This is a genomic window from Plantibacter sp. M259, assembly GCF_006065115.1.
Classification (GTDB): Bacteria; Actinomycetota; Actinomycetes; order Actinomycetales; family Microbacteriaceae; genus Plantibacter; species Plantibacter auratus.
This window is the reverse complement of sequence record NZ_CP040750.1, coordinates 3,902,654-3,926,208: the sequence shown is the minus strand read 5'-3', so window position 1 is coordinate 3,926,208 and position 23,555 is coordinate 3,902,654. Positions and strand designations below refer to the sequence as shown.

23 protein-coding genes are annotated in these 23,555 nt (G+C 70.2%); 12 read left to right on the top strand and 11 right to left on the bottom strand.

What is annotated here, in order from left to right; genetic code table 11:
• Positions 1-43: 43 nt before the first annotated feature.
• A complete protein-coding gene (locus FGL15_RS18360; protein ID WP_138946972.1) occupies positions 44-979 on the top strand; it encodes an SDR family NAD(P)-dependent oxidoreductase in 936 nt (311 codons plus the stop codon).
• A gap of 181 nt (positions 980-1,160) precedes the next feature.
• Here FGL15_RS18360 and FGL15_RS18355 read toward each other — a convergent pair whose 3' ends face one another.
• The 5 genes from FGL15_RS18355 to FGL15_RS18335 form a co-directional block, all read right to left on the bottom strand.
• Positions 1,161-2,708, bottom strand: coding sequence for a GMC family oxidoreductase (locus FGL15_RS18355; protein WP_240773615.1), 1,548 nt, complete (start codon positions 2,706-2,708; stop codon positions 1,161-1,163).
• A complete protein-coding gene (locus FGL15_RS18350; protein WP_138946971.1) occupies positions 2,705-4,105 on the bottom strand; it encodes an alpha/beta fold hydrolase in 1,401 nt (466 codons plus the stop codon). The genes FGL15_RS18355 and FGL15_RS18350 overlap by 4 nt, the downstream gene beginning before the upstream one ends.
• The gene (locus tag FGL15_RS18345; protein WP_138946970.1) at positions 4,102-5,001 is read right to left on the bottom strand and encodes an SDR family oxidoreductase; all 900 of its coding nucleotides are present in this window, start codon (positions 4,999-5,001) and stop codon (positions 4,102-4,104) included. The genes FGL15_RS18350 and FGL15_RS18345 overlap by 4 nt, the downstream gene beginning before the upstream one ends.
• Before the next feature lie 97 nt (positions 5,002-5,098).
• Positions 5,099-6,409: a glycosyltransferase family 2 protein gene (locus FGL15_RS18340; RefSeq protein WP_240773613.1), complete on the bottom strand. Its 1,311-nt coding sequence runs from the start codon at positions 6,407-6,409 to the stop codon at positions 5,099-5,101.
• Positions 6,406-7,335 carry a WcbI family polysaccharide biosynthesis putative acetyltransferase gene (locus FGL15_RS18335; protein WP_138946969.1) on the bottom strand — a complete coding sequence of 310 codons (930 nt, stop codon included), beginning with the start codon at positions 7,333-7,335 and terminating at the stop codon, positions 6,406-6,408. Before FGL15_RS18335 ends, FGL15_RS18340 begins: the two co-directional genes overlap by 4 nt.
• Positions 7,336-7,519: 184 nt before the next feature.
• On the opposite strand from FGL15_RS18335, the gene FGL15_RS18330 reads away from it, so the two are divergent.
• From FGL15_RS18330 to FGL15_RS18320, 4 genes are all read left to right on the top strand, one after another.
• Entirely contained in the window at positions 7,520-8,137 is a 618-nt protein-coding gene (locus tag FGL15_RS18330; protein WP_138946968.1) for a hypothetical protein, read from the top strand.
• A gap of 347 nt (positions 8,138-8,484) precedes the next feature.
• Positions 8,485-9,525, top strand: a complete 1,041-nt coding sequence (locus tag FGL15_RS21130; RefSeq protein WP_240773611.1) for a copper resistance D family protein — start codon at positions 8,485-8,487, stop codon at positions 9,523-9,525.
• Positions 9,456-10,457, top strand: coding sequence for a cytochrome c oxidase assembly protein (locus tag FGL15_RS21125; RefSeq protein WP_240773609.1), 1,002 nt, complete (start codon positions 9,456-9,458; stop codon positions 10,455-10,457). The genes FGL15_RS21130 and FGL15_RS21125 overlap by 70 nt, the downstream gene beginning before the upstream one ends.
• A complete protein-coding gene (locus FGL15_RS18320; RefSeq protein ID WP_138946967.1) occupies positions 10,454-11,899 on the top strand; it encodes a PepSY domain-containing protein in 1,446 nt (481 codons plus the stop codon). The genes FGL15_RS21125 and FGL15_RS18320 overlap by 4 nt, the downstream gene beginning before the upstream one ends.
• Before the next feature lie 39 nt (positions 11,900-11,938).
• Here the strand turns inward: FGL15_RS18320 and FGL15_RS18315 are convergent, their stop codons facing one another.
• Together FGL15_RS18315 and FGL15_RS18310 are read right to left on the bottom strand one after the other, a co-directional pair.
• Positions 11,939-12,265: a hypothetical protein gene (locus FGL15_RS18315; protein WP_138946966.1), complete on the bottom strand. Its 327-nt coding sequence runs from the start codon at positions 12,263-12,265 to the stop codon at positions 11,939-11,941.
• 92 nt (positions 12,266-12,357) lie between these two features.
• Complete coding sequence (locus FGL15_RS18310) at positions 12,358-13,176, bottom strand: AraC family transcriptional regulator (protein WP_138946965.1); 819 nt, start codon at positions 13,174-13,176, stop codon at positions 12,358-12,360.
• A gap of 111 nt (positions 13,177-13,287) precedes the next feature.
• Here FGL15_RS18310 and FGL15_RS18305 point away from each other — a divergent pair, with 111 nt between their 5' ends.
• The 5 genes from FGL15_RS18305 (at position 13,288) to FGL15_RS18285 (ending at position 18,784) form a co-directional block, all read left to right on the top strand.
• Positions 13,288-14,355, top strand: coding sequence for an ABC transporter substrate-binding protein (locus FGL15_RS18305; protein WP_138946964.1), 1,068 nt, complete (start codon positions 13,288-13,290; stop codon positions 14,353-14,355).
• Positions 14,356-14,362: 7 nt separating this feature from the next.
• The gene (locus tag FGL15_RS18300; RefSeq protein WP_205858647.1) at positions 14,363-15,370 is read left to right on the top strand and encodes an iron chelate uptake ABC transporter family permease subunit; all 1,008 of its coding nucleotides are present in this window, start codon (positions 14,363-14,365) and stop codon (positions 15,368-15,370) included.
• Positions 15,367-16,419, top strand: a complete 1,053-nt coding sequence (locus tag FGL15_RS18295; protein ID WP_138946963.1) for an iron chelate uptake ABC transporter family permease subunit — start codon at positions 15,367-15,369, stop codon at positions 16,417-16,419. The genes FGL15_RS18300 and FGL15_RS18295 overlap by 4 nt, the downstream gene beginning before the upstream one ends.
• Positions 16,420-16,528: 109 nt before the next feature.
• Positions 16,529-16,753, top strand: coding sequence for a hypothetical protein (locus FGL15_RS18290; protein WP_138946962.1), 225 nt, complete (start codon positions 16,529-16,531; stop codon positions 16,751-16,753).
• A gap of 129 nt (positions 16,754-16,882) precedes the next feature.
• Entirely contained in the window at positions 16,883-18,784 is a 1,902-nt protein-coding gene (locus tag FGL15_RS18285) for an ABC transporter ATP-binding protein (protein WP_138946961.1), read from the top strand.
• A 36-nt stretch (positions 18,785-18,820) separates the two neighbouring features.
• Here the strand turns inward: FGL15_RS18285 and FGL15_RS18280 are convergent, their stop codons facing one another.
• Complete coding sequence (locus tag FGL15_RS18280) at positions 18,821-19,552, bottom strand: hypothetical protein (RefSeq protein WP_138946960.1); 732 nt, start codon at positions 19,550-19,552, stop codon at positions 18,821-18,823.
• Positions 19,553-19,730: 178 nt separating this feature from the next.
• Here FGL15_RS18280 and FGL15_RS18275 point away from each other — a divergent pair, with 178 nt between their 5' ends.
• Positions 19,731-21,470, top strand: coding sequence for a PHP domain-containing protein (locus FGL15_RS18275; protein WP_138946959.1), 1,740 nt, complete (start codon positions 19,731-19,733; stop codon positions 21,468-21,470).
• A 21-nt stretch (positions 21,471-21,491) separates the two neighbouring features.
• Here FGL15_RS18275 and FGL15_RS18270 read toward each other — a convergent pair whose 3' ends face one another.
• Positions 21,492-22,025: a cysteine hydrolase family protein gene (locus FGL15_RS18270; protein ID WP_205858646.1), complete on the bottom strand. Its 534-nt coding sequence runs from the start codon at positions 22,023-22,025 to the stop codon at positions 21,492-21,494.
• Positions 22,026-22,169: 144 nt separating this feature from the next.
• Between FGL15_RS18270 and FGL15_RS18265 the strand changes: the two genes are divergently transcribed.
• Positions 22,170-22,484, top strand: a complete 315-nt coding sequence (locus tag FGL15_RS18265) for a DUF1345 domain-containing protein (RefSeq protein WP_138946958.1) — start codon at positions 22,170-22,172, stop codon at positions 22,482-22,484.
• Positions 22,485-22,629: 145 nt separating this feature from the next.
• On the opposite strand, the gene FGL15_RS18260 is transcribed toward FGL15_RS18265, so the two are convergent.
• The gene (locus FGL15_RS18260; protein WP_138946957.1) at positions 22,630-23,346 is read right to left on the bottom strand and encodes a helix-turn-helix transcriptional regulator; all 717 of its coding nucleotides are present in this window, start codon (positions 23,344-23,346) and stop codon (positions 22,630-22,632) included.
• Positions 23,343-23,534, bottom strand: a complete 192-nt coding sequence (locus tag FGL15_RS18255) for a hypothetical protein (protein ID WP_138946956.1) — start codon at positions 23,532-23,534, stop codon at positions 23,343-23,345. Before FGL15_RS18255 ends, FGL15_RS18260 begins: the two co-directional genes overlap by 4 nt.
• Between the last annotated feature and the right edge of the window lie 21 nt (positions 23,535-23,555).

Sequence of the window (23,555 nt, the reverse complement as noted above, 5' to 3'; positions counted from 1 at the left end):
TCGTCCAAACGGATAGATCATCCGTTTAAGGAACGAGGACAGTATGACCTGGGACCCCACCCGCCTGCCAGACCAGACCGGACGAACCATCGTCGTGACCGGTTCCACCGCCGGAATCGGGTACTTCGCCGCGGAGCAGCTGGCTGCCGCTGGCGCGGACGTCGTGCTCGCCTCCCGATCGCATGACAAGCTGCGACGGGCCGCCACCTCCATTCGGAGCCGAGTCCCGCAGGCCCGGGTCCGCCACGTGGCACTCGAGCTCGGCTCGCTCGCCGCCGTCGACGAGGCCGCTGCCGAACTCGCCTTGCTCCCCCGCCTCGACGCCGTCCTGCTCAACGGCGGTGCGATGAGCATGAACCGACGCGAGCTGACTGCGGACGGATTGCCCCTCCTGCTCGGCACCCACGTGGCCGCCAACGCCCGACTGCTGGCCAGGTTGCTTCCGACATTGGTCGCCACGGCCGTGGATCATGGCACGGTGGCTCGGATCGTCCACACCTCGACCGGGTTCGTCCAACTGCTGCGTGTCGGCATTGACGACCTCCGCCAGGTGCCCGCGATCGGGGTCGTGGCCTACACCAAGGCCAAGACCGCGACGGAGGTGTTCGCCTTCGAGCTCGACCGCAGGCTCCGAGCGGCCGGACTGCCCGCCGCATCGGTCGTGACCCGGCCCGGTGTCGGCGTCGACGCGAAGACCCCGGAGCGACCTGGCGTCCGCGACGACACGACTCCATATCAGCGGAATCCCTACACGCCTTGGGCACAGGGCAAGGACACCGCCGCCTGGTCCGCGGTCAGGGCGCTCACGGATCCCGAAGTCCGGGGCGGCGAGTACTTCTCGCCGGTCGGCCGACTTCGGGGCGCTCCCGTCGCCATCGTTCCACCGGCCAGGACTGCCACGCCGGCGGGCGACGCGGCGTCGTCCCTCTGGCGGCAGGTGGAGGACCTCGCTGGCGTGCCCATCGACGTCGGAGCCTGACGCGAGGCAAGCCCGGTGCCCGCCTCGTCGAGCCGGCACGTCCGGTGGGAGGGGCCCGGCCTGATGCGGTGCGTGTCATCTCATTGGGCATCGATGAAGGTACGGAGCGCCTCGCCCCACTGGGGTGCGAGTCAAGGCGCCACAGCACGGTCCGACTCCTCGCCGAGCCGTGCTGTGGCGGCTACCGCGCCGCGAGCATCCGATCGGCCGTGCGCAGCGACAGCGCCATCTGCGCCAGGCCCGGGTTCGCGGAGAGCGCGCTCGGGAAGGTGGAGTTGTCGCAGATCCACAGGTTGTCGATGTCATGCGATCGACCATCCCCGTCGACCACGCCGTCACTCGGATCGTCGCTCATCCGGCACGTGCCGAGCGTGTGCGCCGTGCGCGCGAGGACCCTGGTGCTCCGCGCACCGGCCGCCGTGAGGATGTCCGTCATCGTGCGGATGGCGTGGCGGTCGATGGCCTGCTCGTTGTCGCCGGGCGAGAAGGAAATGGTCGCACGCGGCAGACCCCACTCGTCCTCCTCCGAGGACAGCTCGAGCCGGTTGCCGTCGGCGGGCAGACATTCGGCGTTCATCCCGATGCCGGCGTTGTACCGAGACGCGTCGAGTTCGTCGACGAGCTCGGAGCCCCAGAGGCCGCCGCCGCGGACGAGGGTCGTCGCATAGTTGAAGGGCATGACGCCGAGGCTCTGGAGCAGATATCCTCCAGCGAAGTCAGTACCTTCAGGGCGGACGAAGTCCTCGGTGATGAGCGCAGACGGGTAGCCGCGGTAGCCGCGGATCTGCTCGTCGAACCGCCCCCACACCTGCACCGCACCATGGGCGAGGAAGTTCCGGCCGACCTGACCGCTGGCGTTCGCGAGGTCGTTGTGCAGCAGGAGCCGAGGGGTCTCCACCCCGCCGCCGGCCAACACGAGCACCTCGCAGCGTTGCCGCTTGTCGACGCCGTCCTGGCGATAGACGACGCCGGTCACCCGACCGCGGGCATCCCGCTCGATGGTGTGCACGACGGCGTCCGGACGGATCTCCGCTCCCGCCGCGACCGCCGCCGGCAGGTACGTGATGGCGGTCGTCGCCTTCGCACCGTGGCGCTCGCCCTGGTGGATCGAGCCGACGTTCGTCGTGGCGCGTCGCAGGCCGTGGTGCGGCTGATCGCGGTCGCGGGTGATGATCGCGGCGGGTGCGTCGGTCGCACGGATACCGAGCGACTCGGCGCCCTTCGCCATGAGGTCCGCCGGGGCGTTGCGCTTCGGCGGCGCATACAGGTAGGTGCGCGATGGGTCCCACGGATACGGCGTCGGACCGGAGACACCGATGGTCGCCTCGACCTCCTCGACGTAGCGGGTGAACTCCGCATGGTCGACGGGCCAGTCACGGCCGAGGCCGGTCTCGCTGCGCAGACGCAGGTCGCGGGCGTCCGGACGGGGCGTGAACGCGCCCCAGTGGACGGTGCCACCGCCGACCCCGAACCCGCTGTTGTTCGGACCGAACGCCGTCGGAGCGTCCCCACCGCTGAACCGGCTGGACATCCAGTTGATCGTCGTCGCGTCGACCTCGTCCGGCGTGGACTCCGCGGGATCGTGATTCGGCCCGGCCTCGAGCGCGACGACGCGCAACCCCGCCTCAGCGAGCCGCGCGAGCAGCGGTGCGCCACCCGCACCGGTACCGACCACCACGACATCGACGCTGTCGTCGAGGTCGTAGGTCTTCATCGCGTCCAGGTTCACGCTGCGTCCTCCTGCTGCTGTTCGTGCGTGGGTGCGGGCGCGGCGCCGAGGTCGGAGGGCTCCCAGTCGTCTCGGGTGTCGGCACCGAGCTCGCGATAGCCGGCGAAGTCGACGTCTTCAGCGCCGGTCGCGAACCCGTCGTACCCGACCCGGGCCAACGACGCTGGGTGGATGAGCCACTCCCGCGTGACGTCCACGCGCAGGTCCTCGAACCAGCGACGCAGATCATCCGCATCGATGGCACCCCCGGGAACGCCCTGGCCGTCGATCACGGCGCCGACCAACGCATCCTGGTCATCGGCCGAGTCCGGCCAAGCGGTTCGGAGGGCATCCAGTCCGGCGCGGTAGGCCTCGTCGTCCGTGAGTCCTCCGACCGGCCGCCATCCGTCGCCACCACCGGCTGCGAGGTCGGCGTCGACCCGCGCGGCGAGGTCGATCCGCCCACCCGCCGGCTGCGGAACCAAGCGATCGGCGACGGCGCGGAGCAGGTCCAGCTGTTCCATGCTCAGGGTGCGGGACCGATACCGGGGGTCGTCCGGCAAGGCGCGTCGTGCCAGCGCACGCCGCACCCGCGGCGTGGTCCGCGGGGACGCGATGACGAGCCCCCACTCCGCGGGGACGACCGCACTGTGTGCGACGATCTCGTCCCACAGCTCGGTGATCGCCCGAGCGACATCGACGGGGCGCTCGAAGGAGAGCAGATGCCCCGCGCCGGCCAGCGGCACGAACCGTGCGCGGGGGTAGACGCCCGAGAGCAACTCCGGCTGCGCAGCGGCTCCGAGCGCCTCGTCCTCCTCCCCTGCCAGCACGACGCACGGCAGATCGAGAGTCCCGATCGAAGAGGAGAGGTCCTCCACACTGCCCTGCTCCAGCCAGCGTCGCCACGCGACGGGCGACATCGCCCGCACGGACGCCACCGCGGCCGCCTGCAGTTCGGCCGGCAGGGGCGCACCCACGTTGTCGTCGACGAAGGTCCGAGCGTCCGCCTCGGCGATGGGCCCGTCCTCGATCCAGCTGAGCATCTGGTGGCGCTTGGCGTCCGGCATCGGCTCAGGCGTGGGCGGTGACGGCGCGAGGAGCACGACACCGAGGAGGCCGAAGACGGGCACGTCGCCCCCGCGGACCCGGGCGGCGATCCCCGCGGCGACCTTGCCGCCCATGCTGTGGGCGCACAGCATCCAGGGTCCGCCGTCGGCCTGCGCCGCGATCACGGAGAGGGCAGCGTCGACCTGCGACTCGACCGAGCCGTCCGGCGCGTCGGCCGTGTCGCCTTGGCCAGGCAGTTCGACGGCGATCACCCGGAACCGAGCGTCGAGTTCGCGAGCCACGGGTGCGACCGCGGCGGCGTCGAGGCCGAGCCCGGGGAGGAAGAAGACCGTGCACGCAACCGCGGTCACGGGGTGACCATGCCGCCGTTGACGTTCAGCGTCGCCCCGGAGACGTAGCCGGACTCCGCCGAGGCGAGGTAGACGTACGCCGGCGCGAGCTCAGCCGGCTGACCGGCACGCTGATACGTGTTCTCGTCGTCGAAGTGCTCCATCTGCTCGTCGGAGACGCCGTCGGAGACCTGCAAGGCGGTCCACACGGGGCCGGGAGCGACCACGTTCACGCGGATCCCGCGCGAAGCGAGCTGCAGCGCGAGCCCCTTCGAGAGGTTGTTGATCGCGGCCTTGGTCGCCGCGTAGTCGAGCCGGTCTGGTGACGGCTTGTACGCCTCGAGCGACGCCGTGTTCACGATGCTCGCGCCCTCGCCCAGGTGCTCGAGCGCCGCCTTGGTGATCCAGAAGTTCGCGAACACGTTCGTCCGGAACGTCTCCTCGAACTGCTCGTCGCTGAGGTCTTCCACTCGGTCGACCGCGATCTGCTTGCCCGCGTTGTTGACGAGGACGTCCAGGCCCCCGAGGAAGGCGGCGGCCTCCGCGACGAGCCGACGGCACTGGTCGGCGTGCGAGATGTCGGCAACGATCGCCTTCCCGCGGCGCCCTGCGTCGGCGATGTGCGACAGCACGTGCTCGGCATCCTCCTCCTCACCCGGGAGGTGGGCGATGACCACGTCCGCACCTTCGCGGGCGAACGCGATCGCCGTGGCAGCACCGATCCCGGAGTCGCCGCCCGTGATGAGCGCCTTGCGCTCGGTCAGCCGTCCGCTGCCCCGATAGCTCGCTTCTCCGAGGTCGGGAACGGGGGTCATCCTGGCCTGCACGCCGGGCTCCGGCTGATGCTGCAGTGGTGGCTCGACCCGGTCGTACTGGGTCACGGGGTTGGTCAGGTCGTACTGGTCGCGCGGAGACATGACGACCACGCTAAACGAGACGCAGGCCGGAACCGGTGGGGTTGCACTCAGCGCGCCCGGTGGTGCAGACGCGTGGAGCGAGTCGTCGCCGATCGGGTCAGCAGAACGATGAGGGTCCGCCCCAGCCGCCGACCCAGGCCGCCACCCGGGGGTCGGGCCGCAGCAGATGGACGCCATCGGCGACGAGCCGCTGCGTCTCGAAGGCGGCGGGCGTGCCCCAACGTTCCTCACGCCGCCTGGCCCTCCGGGATCGCAGGTGGCCGAGCGACGCGCCGTCTGTGTCGACCAGCTCGACGGCGCCCACGTCCCCGGTGCCGAGGCGGTCGACGAGATCGACGATCCACGTCGAGTCGAGGATCACGATCGGACGGTCGAGCTCCCACGTCACTCGGGCGTCGACTCCGGCTGATGCACGGAGGACGCGCGGGTCTCCCCCGAGCTCCTCCGCTCCGCCGTCCTCGGGGACGAACCGAGCCTGCGGGAAGGCGGTGAACAGCGAGTCCGCCGAGACAAACCGAGCGGGCGCCGTGTGGGTACCCCGCAACCGCACGAGAAGATCCGCCGTGTCCGACCACAGCGCCCGCGGCGCGGACCCAGACACGGGGATCGACGAGAGGAGCCGCATGGTCTGGGCGTTCGCGCGGTCCATGCCTGAGCCGTCGCGCTCGGCCCACTCGGGGCCGTCGTGCCAGGCCACCGCGCTCGGGGCATGGGCGAAGACCGCTCCCGCCTGCCACATGCGGTGCGCCCACTCCCAGTCCTCACCGCCGTACGAAGTGAAGGACTCGTCGAATCCGCCGACCTCGTCGAACAGGCTCCGCGAGCAGGCGATGACCGCGCCGATCATGAATCGATAGGAGCGGTCGTCCGCGTCGCGCAGGTCCCGACTGCGCGCGTACTCCTCGGCGAGCCACGCCGGTTCGGCGAGCTCACGGCCGGCGGCCGCCTCGACGACCGGTGTCTCCGGGGCGACCCCGGCGAAGTCGGCGTGGCGACGCCGCCCCACCGTGACCGCCTCTGGCAGTAGGGCGGGCAGCCGCGTGAGCGCGCGCACGTACCCCGGCTCGGGGACCGTGTCCGCATCGAGGAAGCACAACACCTCGCCACTGCTCGCCCGCACGCCCAGGTTGCGTACGGCTGCAAGTCGGAACCCCTGGTCCTCCTGCCGGACGAGGATGACGTCGTCCGGAACCGTCACGTCACCCGGGGAACCGTCGTCGGCGACGACGACCTCCAGGAGGTGACGCGGGTAGTCCTGCGCGGCGAGGGCGTGCAGGGTCCGCAGCAGCTCGCCGGGCTGGTCGTAGTGCGCGACGATCACCGAGACGCGCGGCAACGGATCAGGATGGACGTCGTCGAGCGTGTCCCACCGGTTGCCGACGACCCACGGGTGCGCACCCCCGGTCACGCGTTGCGCCAGACGGTCAGGAGAGCCGAGAGCCGGTCGAGGGCAGCGACGACGAACTCGGGGTGGGACGCATACCAATCGGTGTGGGCGGCGCGCACCTCCGCATCATCGACCTCGACGCCCTCGAGGATCCAGTGGTCGCGGGGCTCGTCCGTCAACGACCAGGCGTCGACGACCTCGGGTGCGATGGGCGCGCGCACCGCGTTCAGCAGGGGGCGTCCGGGGTCGGTGACGCCGCCAGTGGTGCCCAGGGTCTCGAGGATGCGGGCGCCGAGCGGCAACCAGATCGCATTCCCCGGGTGGTTGACGGTGCGCGCGTGGTCGGCGGTGACCGAGTTGAAGAGGTCGGACACCGGCACGTCGGTCGCGGCCTCGCGTCTCCGCAGTTCCTCGACGGAGGCTCGGCCGATCGCGCGCACGGCGTCCGGCTGGAGCGCAGACACGACGGGGATGCCTGCGGCGGCCGCGAGCGTCCGGACGTCGTGGTACGCCACGATCGGCGGGTTCTCCTCGACGCCGGGGACCCGGACGGCGGCCTGGAACGGATGCAAGCCCCCGAACCGCACCGGCGTCACCGTGAGCACGCGGCCGCTCGTCGAAGCGGCCACCTGCCGCGTGCCGAGCGGCAGACCGTGGTAATCGTCACGCACTGGCTGCGACACGACCGTGTGCGCGGCGCCGACGACGTCGTGCAACCGTCGCGCGTCCTCGGCGGTCATCTCGTGCACGGCCGGCACGCGCACGAACCGGCGTTCCGGCGCATCCATGACGGTACGCAGGGATTCGGCCTGGCAGTTGCCGAGCACCACCCCGAAGTCCGTCGGCAACGGAGCGAGGCCGGAGAACTCCGCGTAGTGCCTGCGGCGTGCCTCGATCGGCGACCCGGCGGGCGCAGCGGTCGTACCCGGTTCCAGGGTGTGGCTCATGCCTCGACGGTATACCGTCGCCGAGCGTAGCGCGGTCCTGCCACATCGGGGTTGCGCCGGGACGCCGAGGTCTGCGATCAGCGCCGGACACGCGCGTCAGCATCGCACTCGATCGGGCTGGCGCGGCACGCTGGCGGCACGGCGCGGCCTCATGACGGTGATGACGGTCTGCAAGAATGGGCACATGTCGTCCGCCCGCTCGACCCGCACCCTTCGTGGTGTGGTCGCCGCGGCGTTCTCGACCTTCGTCGCACTCCTCTCGCACGTCGCCGGCGGCGGCACCATGCCCGGAGTACTCGGCCTCGTCGTGCCACTCGTGTTCTCGACCGTCGTCTGCGTCCTGCTCGCAGGCAGACGGCTGTCGATCGTCCGTCTGTCCGTCTCCGTCGCGGTGAGTCAGGTCCTGTTCCACACGCTCTTCGTCCTCGGCACCGCCCAGGGCACCACCTCGATGGCGACGCCGAGCGGACACCTCTCCCACGGATCACCGGTGATCCTCGACACGTCCTCGATGCCGATGATGCACGACGGGCACGGCGGTGCCGGCATGTGGTTCGCCCACCTCGTCGCCGGCCTCGTGACCATCGCCGCGCTCCACCGAGCCGAGACGCTGCTGTCGACGGCCGGAGCCATCACGGAGTTCGTCCTCGCACGACTGGTGCCCGCGGTCCTCGCAGCCCTGGCCTCGCCGGTGCTGCCCGCCCGGGTGCTGCCGCAGCGTGACGTGCCGATCATGCGCCCACTCGGCGTGTATCCGGAGACGACCGCCTTGCGCGGGCCTCCGGCGCTGTCCTTCCTCTGAGATCACGGCACGACCTCGCCGAGCTGCACGCTCGGTCGGCGGTCACCGCTGCGTGCGCGTAGGACGCTTCCTCGACGACGACGCTCCAACCATGGTCGTCCCGATGCGCCGTGCACCGGCGGAGTGCCACCATTTCCGCCGCTCGGTCCTGCCCCGGCGCCCGTTCGGGTGCGGTCGCGGGCTCACCGGGTGAGCTGTGCCGCTGGGTTCGTCCACTCGAGCCCGCGGGGAAGGAGCCACCTCCTGTGGCAGAAACAACCATTCCGTCGAACGCACCCGAAGCCGATCCGAGCGGTCAGCGAGGCCCGTCGCCCGTCCTCGTGCCGATCCGTGCACCTGAAGCCGTCATGCTGACTGCGTTGCCGGTGGCGGTCGTCGTGGCGCTCTCCGCGCTGCAGTTCACCGGTGCGTTCACGACCGGCACGCTGCTGTCGGATCCGGGGGTGATCGTCACTCGCGGTCTGCCGGTCGCGAGGGTCGTCCACGATGCCGCCGCGTCGGTCACGATCGGCCTGCTCATCGCTGCGACCTTCCTGCTGCCGGGGCAGCGGATCCTCCCGGGTGTCGTCTCGTTCTCGCAGTCGAAGGCGATCCGCTGGGCGGCCTGGGCAGGCTCCGTCTGGCTCGCGGCGGGAATCGCGGTGCTGGTGTTCACCGCGGCGAACTCCATCGGCGTGCCGGTGTCCTCACCGACGTTCGCGAAGACCTTCCTGTTCTACGCGACGGAGTTGGAGCTCGGGCAGACCCTGGTGTTCTCGCTCGCGTGCGTGCTGGTGGTGTTCTGCATCGTGCTTCTCGCCAGACGTCTAGCGTGGATCGCGGCCGCGAACGCGATCGCCGTCTTCGCACTGCTTCCGTTGTCCCTTTCAGGTCACGCGGCAGGCTCCGACGAGCACGGCAACGCGGTCAACTCACTCGCGATCCACCTCATCGGCGTCACCGCCTGGGTCGGCGGTCTCGTGGCCGTGATCCTGCTCCGTCGGAAGGTCGGCGATCAGATCGGCGCGGTCGTCGCACGCTACTCGGTGCTCGCCGGTTGGGCGTTGGGTGCGGTGGCCTTCTCGGGCGTCGTGAACGCCTCGCTGCGACTCGCGGGCCCGACGGACCTCCTCACCCCGTATGGGTTGCTCCTGGTCGCGAAGACCGTCGCGCTCGTGCTGCTCGGACTCGCCGGCGCGTGGCATCGGCTCCGGCTCATCCCCGGCTGCAGGCCGAACCCGGGAAGCGGTCGACGTTCATCCGGCTCGCGGTCGTCGAGGTCGTCGTCATGGCGGTCACGATGGGCGTCTCGGTCGCGTTGTCGCGCAGCCAACCGCCGGTGTCGCAGGAACCGGTCGCCGACGACGTCCGCCGCCGGCTCCTCGGGTTCGCCTACCCGCCGGAGGTGACGCCACTGCGGATGTTCACCGAGTGGCACGTCGACTGGATGTGGGCCGGCCTCGCCGTGGTCGGTGCGGCCTGGTACCTGTGGGCGTTCCGCACGCTCCGGCGCCGCGGCGACGCCTGGCCCGTGGTCCGCCTGATCGCTTGGCTGGCCGGCTGCGCGGCGCTGTTGTACGCGACCAGCGGTGGCCTCGCCGTCTACGGGCAGATCCACTTCAGCACGCACATGCTGCAGCACATGGCGCTCATGATGATCGTGCCGCCGCTGCTCGTCCTGGGCGGCCCGATCCTCCTCGCACTGCGAACCCTGCCGAGTCGCACCGACGGAGGCCGAGGCCTCCGGGAGTGGATCCTCGCCGTCGTGCACTCGCGGTACCTGCGGCTGCTGTCGAAACCGGCCGTCGCAGGAGTGCTCTTCGCCGGGAGTCTGGTGGTGTTCTACTACACCGGTTGGTTCGAATGGGCGATGCTCGCCCACCAGGGTCACATCCTGATGACGGTGCACTTCCTCGCCACCGGGTACCTGTTCTTCTGGGTCCTCATCGGCATCGACCCGGGCCCGAACCGTCCGGCCTACCCGTTCCGGATCATCCTGCTGCTCGCGACCCTCGCCTTCCACGCTTTCTTCGGACTCGCGATCATGTCCAGCGCCACCGTGCTCGCGGAAGGGTGGTGGACCGCCCTCGGCTACACGAACACCGCAGCGCTCCTCGCCGATCAGGCGGTCGGCGGCGGCATCGCGTGGAGCGTCGGCGAGATCCCCGCCGTCCTGGTCGCCCTCATCGTCGTCTCCCAATGGGTGCGGAGTGACGAACGTGCCGCGAAACGCTACGACCGCCGAGCAGACCGCGACGGGGACGCGGAACTCACCGACTACAACGCCCGCCTCGCACGCATCAACGACCACGACCAGGCCCCTCGAAAGGACCACCCGTGACCACACACGCACCGGCCCATCTCCACGCCGATGGACCTCCCCCGAAACCTGACCGCAGCCGAGGCTGGTTCTCGCAGTTGCTGCTCCGCCTCCACTTCATCGCCGCGATCTTCGTCGGACCGTTCATCCTCGTCGCGGCGACCAGCGGCGCGCTCTACGCCCTGACCCCGCAACTCGAGCAGCTCGTGTACGCCGAGCAGCTCCATGCGCCGGGGGCCGACGAGTATCTGCCGCTCGCAGACCAGATCGAAGCTGCGAACGCGTACACGAAGGACCAGGACACCATCGTCGCCGTGCGCCCCGCACCGAACCCCGGCGACACCACGCGCGTCATGTACGCGGGAACCGGACTCGGTGAGAGCGAGACCCGCGCCGTGTTCGTCGACCCGGCCACCGCCCAGATCCGCGGCGACCTCACCGCGTACGGCACCAGCGGAGCACTGCCGCTGCGCACCTGGATCGACCAGCTCCACCGCAACCTGCACCTCGGTGAGGTCGGACGCCTCTACAGCGAACTCGCCGCCTCCTGGCTCGGTGTCGTCGCCCTCGCCGGCCTCGGCCTCTGGATCGCCCGCATCCGCACAGCCCGCACCAAGAAGGACTTCGTCCGCCCGAACAACCGAGCCAAGGGGTACCGGCGAATCCTCTCCTGGCACACCTCCACCGGCATCTGGCTCCTCGTCGGCGCACTGTTCCTCTCCGCCACCGGCATCACCTGGTCGCATCACGGCGGCGGCAACGTCGGCACCATCCGCGCCGCCTTCGACTGGTCCACCCCATCCGTCACCACCGACCTCAGCGGTGAGTCCACGACGGCCGATGAGCACGCCGGCCATGGAGGCACCGTGGCTCCCACATCCGATCCAGAGACGGTGACGGCGAACCCGGCGACATTCGACGCGGTGCTCTCCGTCGCCCGGGAGGTCAACGTCAACACGGGCCTCGTCGAGATCACGCCACCGGCCACCGCGGGGACGGCGTGGGTGGTGCAGGAGATCCAACGCAGTTTCCCGACCGAGGTCGACGCGGTCGCGATCGACGGACGGACCATGCAGGTCACCGATCGGGTCGACTTCGCGGACTTCCCTCTCGCCGCGAAGCTCACCCGTTGGGGCGTCGACACCCACATGGGCTCCATGTTCGGCCTCCCCAACCAGCTGCTCCTCTTCGCCCTCGCGTCCGGGATCGTCGCCATGGTCGTCTGGGGCTACGTCATGTGGTGGCAGCGACGGCCCACACGCGAACCCGCCCGGATCGTCGGCCGCGCCCCGGCACGCGGAGCGCTCCGCCGTGCACCCTGGTGGGGCGTAGCCGCAGTCCTCATCGTCGCGGCCGGTATCGGCACGCTCCTGCCGCTCCTCGGCCTCAGCCTCGCCGCCTTCGTCGTGGTCGACGTCCTGCTCGGACTCCGAGCCCGCTTACGATCGGCCGAGACCGGTTGATCGCTGAGGAGCGACGAGGAGAGGTCGCGCTGGGTGGATTCAGGCGGTGACGACCGCGATGACGAGCAGCACGACGGTCGCCCCAAGCACTCCCAGGGACACGGCCCGCGTACGGCTCCGGTGCGCCGGCGGCACCGCCAGCGGTAAGGAGACTGCCATGACCAGCCCGGCGAAGAGTGCAATCGGGGTTCCGAAGAGCAGGCTGTAGCCGTGGACGTCGCGGTCGTTCCAGCCGAACCGGCTCGACACCACCATCCAGATCGCCAGCAGGAACACGGTGGCGGCCGCGGCGGTGACGACACCGGCGATCACCCGGAGGACGAGACGTGTCCGGGTGGTCGCCCGCCGTGCGTGCGGGTGGGCCATACGGCCACCCTAGAGCGGAAGCCGAGGCGTCGGCCAGACCGACGGGGGCGGTCGGTCTGCTCAGAGCGCCTGAAGCCGCACCCGTCCTCGGATCAGACGACCTCCGCCGCCCGGCTCCTCGCGGCGTAGACGGCGGGGGTCACGGAGAACCGGGTCCGGAACGCCCCGATGAAGCTGCTCACCGACTCGTAGCCGACCGCGGGTGCGACGTCCTGTACGGCGGCACCCCGTCCGAGCATGCCCGCGGCAGCGTGCAGGCGCACGCGCACCCGCCACTCGCGGAAGGTGCACCCAGTGCCGTCCACGAACGCCCGGCCGATCGTCTTCGAGCTGACGCCCGCCGCCGAGGCCCAATCGTCGAGCCCGCGCGGGTCGGCGGGGTCGGCCATCAGGGCCGACGCGATGGCACGCGCACGCGGCTCACGGGGCATGGCCAACGCCTCATCGTCGCGAGCTGCAGCCGAGAGCAGGTCGACCAGGAGCGTCCAGCACCGCCATCGACGGCGCCCGGTCGGATCGGCGTCGAGCAGATGCGCCAGCAGCGCTCCCGAGAGGTCGTCGACCCGGACGGTCCGTGCACCGTTCCAACGGCCGCCCTGGGGGCGCAGCGTCGGGTCGGCATAGACGCTGATGAGCTCGCCGGGCTCGCCGAAACTCATCTCGTGCACCATCCCCGCGGGGATCCAGGCGAGATGCTCTCGCCGCAGTCGCCGGCGATCGCCGAGGACCGACACCTCCATTGCGCCGGAGCTCATCCACGCGAGTTGGTCTTCGCGGTGCGAGTGCTCGTCGAACCGTGTCGTCGCGTCGACCCGCGAGCGGGAAACCCGGAACTCCCCCGATGTCCCTTCGGCGTCATCCAGTGGGCCGAGGAGCTTGATCCCGCCGTCCGAGTGATCGGGACCAGACATCCAGCTGTCTCCATTCGACAAGTTCTGTCCACTCAGCGCGATAGCGCGAAGCGATTAGGCAAGGCTAACCTGACTGTCGTCATCCCGCCAGCCGAACCGATGAAGGACCCCATGATCGTTCCGAAGCACCACCGCGCCCCGAGCGCGAGGACCGCTCGCCTGCTTGCCGCGGTGAGCGCTCTCGCCCTCGTCGGTGTCGCGCTCTCCGCCTGCTCGAGCGCCGCGTCGACCACCGCCGAGAACCCGAACTACACGACCGAGCCGAGCGACTCGTTCCCGGTGAAGATCGAGCACGAGTACGGCGAGACGGTCATCCCGTCGGAACCGCAGCGGATCGTCGTGGTCGGCCTGACCGAGCAGGACATTCTCCTCGAACTGGGTGTCACACCGATCGCGACGACGGAATGGTACGGCGAGCAGCCGTATGCGGTGTGGCCGTGGGCGACGGACCTCCTGGGCGATGCCGAGCCGACCGTCCTCACCACGACCGACGGGTTCGAGTACGAGAAGATCGCGTCACTGCGGCCGGACCTGATCATCGGGACGAACGCCGGCATGACCGAGGAGAACTACGGGAAGCTCGCGGAGATCGCGCCGACCGTGACCAATGAGGAGGGCGCGGGGCTCTATTTCGCGGATTGGCGGGACCAGACCAGGATGGTCGCCCAGGCTGTGGGTCGCTCGGCGGAAGGCGAGGCGCTCATCACGGGCGTCGACGATGCCTATGCGGCGGCGGCAGCAGCGCACCCGGAGTTCGCGGGCCTCACGGCGACGTTCTCGCAGGGTGGGCCGTGGGACGGCAACCTGTGGGTCTACCCCGACGGCCTCAACACCGATTTCCTGACGGATCTCGGGTTCACGATCACGCCCGGGTTGCAGCAGTACGTCCCGAGCGAGGGCGGACAGGCGCAGATCGCCGCGGAGAACGTCGGTGTCATCGACGCTGACGTGATCGTCTTCGCGACGGAGTCCGCGGATTCCGTCCAGGAGGTGCTGGGCTTCGGCACCACCTCCAGCCTCGACGCCGTGACCGGCGGGCGAGCGGTCTTCACCGACGGCGAGCTCGCTGGCGCGATCTACTTCCTCACCCCACTCAGCCAGAAGTACGTCCTCGAGCAGCTGGTGCCGCGCCTGGTGGACGCCGTCGCCGGCACAGCTCCACAGAGCGTCGACGGCTGACCCGTCGGTGACCTCGCGCACCCCTCGCGGGCGCCGTTCGCTGGGGCTCGGGATCGCGGTCGCGGCACTCGCGACCGCGATCCTGCTCAGCGTCCTCGTGGGGTCTCACCCCGTGGGCCCGACGGACGTCTGGCGGGCACTCACGAGGCCCGACGGCTCCGTCACCGATCTGGTCGTCCTCGATCTGCGGATCCCCCGCACCGTGGCCGGACTCGTCGTCGGTGTCGGGCTCGGCGTCTCTGGAGCACTCATCCAGGGCCTCAGCCGAAATCCCCTCGGTGATCCGGGCATCCTCGGTGTCGACGCGGGCGCGGCGCTCTTCGTCGCGATCGGTGTCCTGCTCGGCGCGCGCACGCCCGTGCAGTATCTGCCGTTCGCGTTCCTGGGAGCGCTGGTCGTGACGGCCCTCGTCTACGTGATCGGCTCGGCAGGACGTGGTGGCGCGGATCCGGTCCGGCTGACCCTCGCCGGCGTCGCCCTGGCAGCGGTGCTCAGCGGCATCACGACCGCCATGATGCTCCTCGATCCGGTCACATTCAGGCAGCTCCGCGGCTGGAACGCCGGGTCCTTCGTGGAACGCGGATTCGACGTCATCCTGCCGGCGCTCCCCTTCGTCGTCGCGGGCGTCGTCATCGCACTGTTCAGTGCGCGATCGCTGAACGCCCTGGCATTGGGCGACGATCTCGCCTCCTCGCTCGGCACGCGCCTCGCGACCACCCGTGTGCTGGCCGTCATCGCGATCACCCTGCTGGCGGGTGCGGCGACCGCGATCGCCGGGCCGGTCGGCTTCGTAGGTCTCATGGTGCCCCACATCGCGCGCTGGATCGTCGGCCCCGACCAGCGGTGGATCGTGGCGCACTCGATCCTGATCGCGCCGGCCGTGCTGCTCACCTCCGACGTGATCGGTCGCGTGATCCTCTGGCCGAGTGACGTCCCGGTCGGAATCGTCACCGCGTTCATCGGTGCGCCCGTGTTGATCCACCTCGTGCGGCGCGCGAAGGCGAGCGCACTGTGACCGGGGTCGAGACGGGACCCCGCGCGGTCGTCTGGCGTCGGCGCTCGCTCTCCCTCCGTGTCCGACTGCGCACGATCGTCGTGTGTGGGGTGTTCTGCGCGGTCCTCTTCGCCCTGGCGTTGCTCGCGCTGTGTCTCGGCGATCTGCCGCTGTCGGTCGACGAGGTGGCGTCGGCGTTCCTCGGCGGGCCGAGCACCCTGGTGCAGACGGTGGTGCTCGAGTGGCGCCTCCCACGGGTCCTCGCCGCGCTGCTCTTCGGCGCGGCCGTCGGACTCTCCGGCGCGATCTTCCAGTCCCTGACCCGCAACCCGCTCGCCAGCCCCGACATCATCGGGCTCACCGCAGGGTCGTACGCGGGTGGCCTCATCGTGATCATCGTGATCGGAGCCGGTGCCGGGTCGGCGGCCGTCGCGGGCGGTGCCATCGGCGGCGGGCTGATCGCCACGGCCCTGGTCTACCTCCTCAGCTACCGTCGAGGCGTCCAGGGCTTCCGTCTCATCGTCGTGGGCATCGGTGTCTCGGCCATGCTCGAAGCGCTCAGCTCCTACCTCGTGCTGCGGGCGAAGCTCGAAGTCGCGATGCTCGCCACCGTGTGGGGTGCCGGCTCGCTGAACAGCGTGGGTTGGGCGCAACTCCTCCCCGCCGCCGTCGTGATCGTCGCCATCGCCATCGCCCTCGGTCCGCTCGGCGGATCACTCCGACAGCTCGAGCTCGGCGATGAAGCGGCGAAGGCCCTCGGATCGCGGGTCGAACGCTCGCGGCTCGGTCTCGTGGCGTGCGCCGTCGCGCTCACCGCTGTCGTCACGGGTGCGGCCGGACCCATCGCGTTCGTCGCCCTCGCCGCACCGCAGATCGCGCAGCGGATCACCCGCACCGCCGGCATCGCACTGGTGCCGTCCGCCCTCCTCGGTGCGCTCATGCTGCTGGCATCCGACATCGTCGCGCAGCACCTGTTGCCGACGTCGCTGCCGGTGGGGGTCGTCACCGTGATCGTGGGTGGCGGCTACCTCGTGTGGCTCCTCGTCCATGAGATCCGCAGGCGCTCGTGACCGTTCTATCGTGAGGACCGGGGATACCCCCTCACCGCATCGATCCGCGGCCCTCTAGCCTGATGCCGAAGAGCCGACGCAGCCCACGCGACGGCGGAAACGAGGCACGATGTCGCTCCCTCCCGCCCCCGATCCCACTCGAACCACGAAGCGCTTCATCCTCGCCGCCTTCAGCTTCGTCGCGCTGATGGCGTCCGGCGTCGGTGTGGTCGCCTGCTCGATCGGCTTCGCCGACACCGGCCATCCCGCCATGATCGTCGGGCTCGCCGGAACCGTGCTCGGCATCGCCGCCGCCTTCGTCGTGATGTGGACGGCCCTGCGCGCCGAACGCTGACGCTTCCAGAGCGTTCAGGTCGGGAACGGCGAGGCTGATACGCTCTCGCAGGTCTGCGTTCGCGTCGCCACCCGGGTCGTGACCGGGGCCAGGGACGTGCTCATGCGCAGCGGGGCGTGAGGAATCGCAATGAGCATGGAAAGCGCGGCCTGGAGCTCGCTGTACAAGATCTCGACCGCCAAAGACGGCAAACACGGCATCTCCCGTGAGTCCGTGCGGCGCATCATGACGTTCGCGGTGCCCTACCGGTCCAAGCTGCTGGTCTTCATCGCCCTCTCCGTCGCGGGAGCGTTCCTCGCGGTCGCGACGCCGGTGCTCGCCGGCCAGGTGGTCGACGTCATCGTAGCCCGGGGCGAGGTGGCCACGATCGTCCGCCTCGCCGTCGTCATCGCCCTCGTGGCCGTGGCCGACGCCGCCGTGTCCCTCGTGACGCGCTGGTATTCGGCGCGGATCGGCGAAGGCGTGATCCTGGACCTCCGCACCGCCGTCTTCAACCACGTGCAGCAGATGCCGATCGCGTTCTTCACCCGCACCCGGACGGGCGCGCTCGTGAGCCGCCTCAACAACGACGTGATCGGCGCGCAGCAGGCCTTCAGCGGCACGCTGTCCGGCGTGATCACGAACCTCGTGGCCCTGATCCTCACGCTGATCGTCATGCTCAGCACGTCCTGGCTCGTGACGGTCCTCGCCGTGGTGATGCTCCCCATCTTCCTGGTACCCGCGCGCCGCATGGGTAGCCGCCTCGCCGCGCTGCGTCGCGAAGCCGCCGACCACAACTCGGCCATGAGCACGCAGATGACCGAGCGCTTCTCAGCGCCCGGCGCGACGCTCGTCAAGCTGTTCGGCCGACCGGATCAGGAGGCGGAGGAGTTCCGCGTCCGTGCCGCGCGCGTCCGCGACATCGGCGTCCGGACGGCGATGCTGCAGTTCGTCTTCTTCACCGCGCTGATGCTCGTCTCCGCCCTCGCGCTCGCCCTCGTATACGGCCTCGGCGGTTTCCTCGCACTCGCCGGGCAGCTGGACACCGGTGAGGTGGTCACCCTGGCGCTCCTCCTCACCCGCCTCTACGCGCCGCTGACCGGCTTCGCGAACGCCCGGGTGGAGATCATGAGCGCGGTGGTCAGCTTCGAGCGCGTCTTCGAGGTGCTCGACCTCGAACCGCTCATCCAAGAGAAGCCCGACGCCGTCACCGTCGCCGATGGTCCGGTGTCCGTCGAGTTCGACGACGTCCACTTCGCCTACCCGTCGGCGGACAAGGTGTCCCTCGCCTCTCTGGAAGAGGTGTCGACGCTGGACACCCGCGGCGGCGAGGAGGTGCTGCACGGCGTCTCCTTCCGGATCGAACCAGGCCAGACCGTCGCCCTCGTCGGGACGTCCGGAGCAGGCAAGTCCACGATCGCGCAACTCCTGTCGCGGCTGTATGACGTCGACGACGGCGCCGTGCGTCTCGCGGGGACGGACGTCCGCGACGTCGCCTTCGCCTCCATGCGGCACACCCTGGGCATGGTGACGCAGGACGGTCACCTGTTCCATGAGACCATCCGCTCCAATCTGCGTCTTGCACGGCCGGAGGCGTCCGAGGACGAGGTGTGGGACGCCGTCCGCCGCGCGCGGCTCGAGCCGCTCATCCGGTCCCTGCCGGACCAGCTGGACACCATGGTGGGCGAGCGTGGCTACCGACTCTCCGGTGGTGAGCGCCAACGGATGACCATCGCACGACTGCTCCTCGCCCAGCCGCGCGTCGTCATCCTCGATGAGGCGACAGCGGCACTGGACTCGACCTCGGAGGCGGCGGTGCAGGCCGCGCTCAGCGAGGCGCTCGAGGGTCGGACGGCGATGGTCATCGCACACCGACTCTCGACCATCCGCAGCGCGGACCTGATCCTCGTGGTCGAAGACGGCTCGATCGTGGAGCGGGGCACGCACGACGAGCTGCTGGCTTCCGGCGGGCGGTACGAGGAGTTGCACCGGACACAGTTCGCCGTCCAGAAGAACCTGGCAGCGGATGAGGAGACACCGAGCGAGACCTGACCGCGGTCGCCCCGTCGCAGCCTCCGGGCCGATGGGTTACCGGAGACGCCTGCGCAGGAGTAGGGCGGCGCCACCCGCGAGCAGGCCGGCGGCGACGACGCCGGCCCCGCCGAGCTGCCAGCCCGTCAGTGCGAGGTCCCCGTCAGCGGAGGGTCGTGCTGTGGTCGTCGGGCTCGGCGTCGCGATCGCCCCTGCTCCAGAACCTCCCGAGGGTGGGGCAGCCGTCGGCGTGGCCGTCGGAGGGACGGGCTCGACCTGAGCGCCGGGCACGGACCAGGTTCCCGCGGCGAACGTGACGGGCAGGGTCGCCGCCGTGACCACCGACGACGGGATGCCTGACTCGAGGACGAGGCACTCGAGCGCGAGGGTCGCATCTCCCTGTTCGACGCCGCCGTCCACGACCTCATCGAACGAGATGGCCATCGGCACCTCGACCGGCTGCCGGGCGGCCACCGTGACGGTCGGAGACGTGACGACGGTGACCCCTCCCGCCGTCACGGAGAGCCGGGCTGCGTCATCCGCATCGGCTGGGCAACCCGCGGCGAGCACCGCGGAGCCGAACGACGGGACGGCGCGCGCGTCACCTGACGTGACCGCGGCGCCGGCGGTGTCGCGCAGCGTGAGCGGTGCCGGCGCCGAGGCGGCGACAGCAGCACCGGCGCCGACGAGGCAGAGCACCGCGCTGGCGCTGAGCGCTGCAGTAACGAGCAGGGCGCGCCCTGCGGCACGGAACGGAGAACGGTGGATGACGCGAACGGTGGAAGACATCGGGACCTTTGGTGGGTGCGGTGGGTCTCCGGGACGGGGATACCCGGCGACGCCAGGACTCTCGCCCACGCAGATGAATGGGTCGTGAACGCCGGGCGTCACTTACGGCACCGGCCGTTGGGCCGAGGTTCACCTTTGCTGCCTACGATCGGCGCGTCCGTCCGATGAAAGTGATGCCATGCCCTTCGATCCCCGCCCCGAGCAGCCCGCGCCAACCGATGGCGCATCCTCCGTGGCCGAGGAGGAGCGGGGCGCTTCGGGCCGACCCGGCCTCTCCCGCCGGTCCTTCCTGGGGGCTTCCGTCGCCGCGACGGTCGCCGTGGGAGCGACCGCTCAGGGGCTCGGAAGCGCGGCGCCCGCCCAGGCCGCGTTGCTGCCGTCAGCGTCGGCAGTCGTCGACCCGGGCGCGCTCTCCTGGCTGGTGTTCGACCACCACGTGCACTCGGTCTACTCGCACGACGCCAAGTACCCGATGACGACGATCCTCGACCAGGCGCAGCGCTTCGCGGTCGACGCGATCGCCTTCACGGAACACAGCAACAAGGGACATGCCAACGTCGGCGGAGTGTTCAACGCGGCACGCGAGATCGACACCGCGCGGGCGGCGCGCCCCGACATGCTCGTGCTGCAGGGGCTCGAGTGGTACATCCCGGGAGCCGAGCACGCGACCGTGCTGATCGCGCCCGGGCCCCAGACGACCCTCGTGCTGCGCCGCTTCGAGCTCGACCACGACGGCAAGCTCAACGGTTGGGAGAAACCGCGCCCGGGCACCGAAGACGCCGCCGAGTGGCTCGTGCACGCGACCGACGGGATCGCCTGGCTCGGCGCCCAGAAGCGTGCAGGCGTCATCGACGACGTGATCGTCCTGGCGAACCACCCGAGCCGCCTCGGCATCGACTCGCCCGGAGAGCTCCGTGCCTGGCAGGACGCCGACCCCGAGGTGTTCGTCGGCATGGAGGGCGCTCCCGGCGCCCAGGCCGGAGCGATCGCCGCGAACGCGACCGAACGCTCACGGCGTGGCGAGTACGAGAACACCCCCAGCGAGTTCTCGTTCCCCGGCTACCCCGCGGAGGCCTATCTGACGCACGGCGGCTTCGACTGGACGACGGCCGTCGTCGGCGGCATGTGGGACTCGCTGCTGAGCGAGGGTCGGCGCTGGTGGATCACCACCAACAGCGATCTGCACCTCAAGGAGTCCGACGCGACACGCGTCGGCGACTTCCCGACCGGGCCGGGCTGGGAGACTGGGGCGACGCTCGCGAACTTCAACCGCGCCGGCCGTCGGCCCGACCCGATCGCCACGGACACGCCCCAGAACGGCGCCGACTTCTGGCCGGGCGAGTTCAGTCGGACGCACGTCGGGGCCGTCGACCGGTCGTCCCCCTCCCTGCTTGCCGCGATCCGCGCCGGCCGAGTCTGGGTCGACCACGGGCACCTCGTCGCCGGACTCTCCGTCGTGCTCCGTGCTACCGACCAGCCGGAGACCGGCGTCACCTTGGGCGGTACCCTCACCGTCGCAAGCGGCACCGCCCTCGAGCTCGTGGTCGACGTCACGCCCACGACGACGCCCACCTCGCGGGGCACGACGCCGAGACTCGCGCACCTCGACCTGATCCGCGGGCGCGTCACCGGGCCCGTCGCCGACCGTGACGAACAGCGTGCACCCGGCACCCGAGTCGTCGAGATGCTCGACGTCGCCGACCGCAGCGACTCCCCGTTCCGTGTCGTGGTGCCGCTCGAGCCGGCCACGGAGGACGGCTACGTCCGCCTTCGCGGCAGCGATGGCCAGGTGCACGGGGTCGGTCCACTCGGCGCCGAGGTCGACCCGCGGGCACCCCAGCCGTACCCGGTCTCCCCAGCCGACCCCTGGGCCGACACCTGGCTGTACACGAATCCGATCTTCATCAGCGTGACCTGAGCCCGGCGACGTCCTGTCAGCTCACGAGCCAGCCGCGCGGACGACCTCGTTCGTCGTCTGGACCACCGCGAATTCCTGGTGCAGGCTGGCCAGGGCGGCGTCGTGCAGCTCGGTCGCCGACCACCGCCGCCCATCGGGACCGAGTCGCTCGAACGTCGCCGTCGCATCGCTGACGATGGTGACGTGGAAACCGAGGTTGGCTGCCATGCGGGTTGTGGTGGACACACAGTGGTCGGTCGTCAGGCCGCAGATGACCAACGAGGAGATGCCGGCGCGGCGCAGCTGCACCTCCAGATCAGTGCCGATGAACGCGCTGTTGACGGTCTTGACCACGACCGGCTCCCCCGCGAATTCGCGAGCCTCCGGCTTGACCTCGTAACCGGGCCCACCCAGCGAGAACAATTGTCCGTCGTCGGCGCTCCGATGTCTGACATGGAACACCGGTCGACCAGCCAGACGCCAGCTGCTCAGCAACATCCCGACGTTCGATTCGGCATCGTGGTTGTTGCGTTGCCCCCACTGTGGATCGTCGAATGCCTGCTGGACGTCGATCACGAGGAGCGCAGTCTTCTCCCGGGCGGTGACTGGATTCTTCATGCTTCCACTGTGCAGCGGGCCCGCTGGAGGTGCCATGTCCATCGAGCCAGAAGGCCCCCATTTCCGGACAAAGCGCCGAATGCGGCCGCTAGGCTCGCCGGCATGACCGACCAGCCGAACGTTCCCATCAGCCGTGAAGAGATCGAGGCCAAGTACAACACCAACACGCCGCGAGAGCGCTACTCCAATCCATACTTGCGAACGATGGGATTGGCGGCCGCCATCCTGGTGGCGATCGGTCTGCTGGTCACCGCTGCAACGTTCTCGAGCTACAGCGGCGCGGCCGGCGGTCTCTCATTGATCGTGGCAGGACTGACCATCGCCGTGTTCTGGCTGCTCGCCGGCGCCGTCGTGCACGCCGTTCGATCTCTCCACCAAGCGCCTGGACCACAGCGCGCGACCGAACAACCGGACTAACGCGTACGGCACCCGCCGGGCGCTGAGCATCGGCACGACGGCTGCGGGTCGACCCGCAGGTCCTCGCCAGTGGCGAACGAGTTCACGTCAGGTTGACGCGCATTCGACGACGGTCCCGTCGTCGACGACTGCTCGCACGTGGGGCTCAGTAGCGCAGCTCGGCTACGTCTCGCGCGGAGATCGTTGCCTCCAATGTGCTGAGTTCCAGAGCACCGCGATGAGTGAGGCGCACTGCCCGCGAGTCGGGGCGACGGGTGATCCACTGCTGCGTCTCCATCGCCTCCAGGATTTGAGCTCCAACCTGACCGGCGACGTGAGCGCGGCGCCCGGTCCAGTCCAGGCATCCTCGTGACCACGGCCGTGGACCCGAACCAGGATGTAGACGGAGCGACTCCACAACGGGGCCGGTCGGGAACGGTGACGGGGCGTTTCCCGTCGCCGCGGTGCGGATGCTCGAGAGGATGCTTGCGTGGACGAGCAGGTCCGTGACGCGTAGGCCGAGGTCTCCGGCGAGATGGTCGTAGCAGGTCCGCGCCTCCCGCAGATCGGCCGAGACTCGGTGCTGTCGGAAGGACCGCACGACCGTGCGAGGGGCGATGGCCTGGAGCGCCTCCACCGCCCGGGCGACCTCGTCGTTCGTCAGACGGAAGAAGCGGTTCCTGCCCACCCGGTCGACCGCGACGATGCCTGCGTCGAGGAGTACCCGGAGATGCTCGCTGGCGGTGGAGGCTGAGACACCGGCAGCGCGGGCGAGCTCCCCGGCGGGGATGGCACGGCCACCGAGCAGAGCTGTCACGATCCGTCCGCGAGCGGGATCACCGAGTGCTCGCGCCGGCACCGAGATGTCCGCGTCGCCGGTCACGACCCGGCCGTTTCGAGCGCTCGACTGGCAACGACGACATCGTCCACGAGCAGCACCTTGCGGTTGTCATGGTCGCTGTACTGGCCGTGCAACACGACACCGGCCCCGGCGAGCCGCTCCATCATCCGGCCGAGCGCGCCCGGCGCATCAACGTCGAGATCGACCACGAGCACCTCGCGCACGAGCACCGGCCCGAACCCGACTCCGCC